This window comes from Acidovorax sp. SRB_24 (assembly GCF_012931925.1).
The window spans coordinates 1-896 of record NZ_MWOM01000155.1; the positions used below are offsets into that span (position 1 = coordinate 1).

General features: G+C 70.8%; 2 pseudogenes. One reads left to right on the forward strand and one right to left on the reverse strand.

Going from position 1 to position 896, the window contains the following annotated elements:
- Positions 1 to 387, forward strand: a pseudogene (locus B2J89_RS21180) (ornithine cyclodeaminase); the annotation flags it as partial.
- A gap of 277 nt (positions 388 to 664) precedes the next feature.
- Here the strand turns inward: B2J89_RS21180 and B2J89_RS21185 are convergent.
- Positions 665 to 896, reverse strand: a pseudogene (locus B2J89_RS21185) (hypothetical protein); the annotation flags it as partial.

Sequence of the window (896 nt, forward strand, 5' to 3'; positions counted from 1 at the left end):
CTCAACGCCGTCGGCGGCGACTGCCCCGGCAAGACCGAGCTGCACGCCGACGTGCTGCGCGGCGCGCGCATCTTTGTCGAGTACGAACCGCAGACGCGCACCGAGGGCGAGATCCAGCAGCTCGCGGCAGACCACCCGGTGACCGAGCTGTGGCGCGTGCTCACGGGCCAGGCGCCGGGGCGCAGCGGCCCGAGCGAGGTGACGGTGTTCGACTCGGTCGGCTTTGCGCTGGAGGATTTCTCGGCCCTGCAGGTGCTGCACCGGCTCGCGCACGAGCGCGGCGTGGGCCGCGACATCGCGCTCGTGCCTGCCGGCGGCGACCCCAAGGACCTGTTTGGCCGCATGCACCCGGCCGCTGCAACGCAGCGCCTGCGCAGCGTGGCCTGACGCCCAGGCGACGCGCGGCGCCGGGCGCACGCGCCGCGCTGAATCTGCACCACCCCACGGCGGCAGCGCCACGGCAGGCATTGCGCTTCTCCCGGTGGCGTGCCCTGGCTTTCTCGATAGATTTCATGGCCGCCATCTGTGCCATGCAGGCCAGCGTGCCCGCAGCCGGCTGAATTTCAAGCGAAAAATGCCTCTGGCGCTTGCCAGTCAAGCGCCATTAGCTATGTTTTATGTAGCGCACAGCGCGCGATGGCGCGGCGTGGCACGCTCGCCGGCTTCAGGCGGCAGGCGGTGCAGGCGGCCCGGCGGCCGCGGGCTCGGCCGCAGCGCTGTCGTCCGCCACACGCCATGCCACCTGCGCCAACCAAGCCACAGCCAGCAGCACCGCCACAGCCACCAGCCAATGCCCCAGCCGCTCCTGGTCGCTGAGCAGGTAGGCATTGCACACGCGCGTGGGCGAATCGATGTAGAGCTGTCCCACCACCGCGGTCATGGGCAGCACATTGCCC